Origin of the sequence: Leucobacter japonicus (genome assembly GCF_001273855.1) — a bacterium.
In the GTDB taxonomy this organism is placed as follows: domain Bacteria; phylum Actinomycetota; class Actinomycetes; order Actinomycetales; family Microbacteriaceae; genus Leucobacter; species Leucobacter japonicus.
Window position 1 is genome coordinate 1 of record NZ_JHBX01000046.1, and the last position, 249, is coordinate 249.

The following is a 249-nucleotide window of genomic DNA, read 5'->3' on the forward strand; positions in this document are numbered from 1 at the left end:
CCCGGCGAGCGGTCTCGCCGCCCTCCCCTTTCTATTCTTCTTTTTCTTCTTCTTCCCCTTTTTTTTCGCACTCATTGCAGAGAACCTCGTGCCGGTCCTCATCGCGGCAATGCTCAAGTATCTCTGCATCGACATCTCCACAGCGGACGCGCTCGCCACTGGCATGACCGCCTTCTCCTCCCTTTCTCTTCTCCAACTATCCGTGCCCCCGAGACTGGGAGAAGTATAGTCTGGGTTCTTCTGTCTGGA

General features: G+C 55.8%; 1 pseudogene. It reads left to right on the forward strand.

The window, feature by feature from the left end:
• Positions 1–229 (forward strand): annotated as a pseudogene (locus AMS67_RS17560) (hypothetical protein); the annotation flags it as partial.
• Positions 230–249 lie beyond the last annotated feature (20 nt).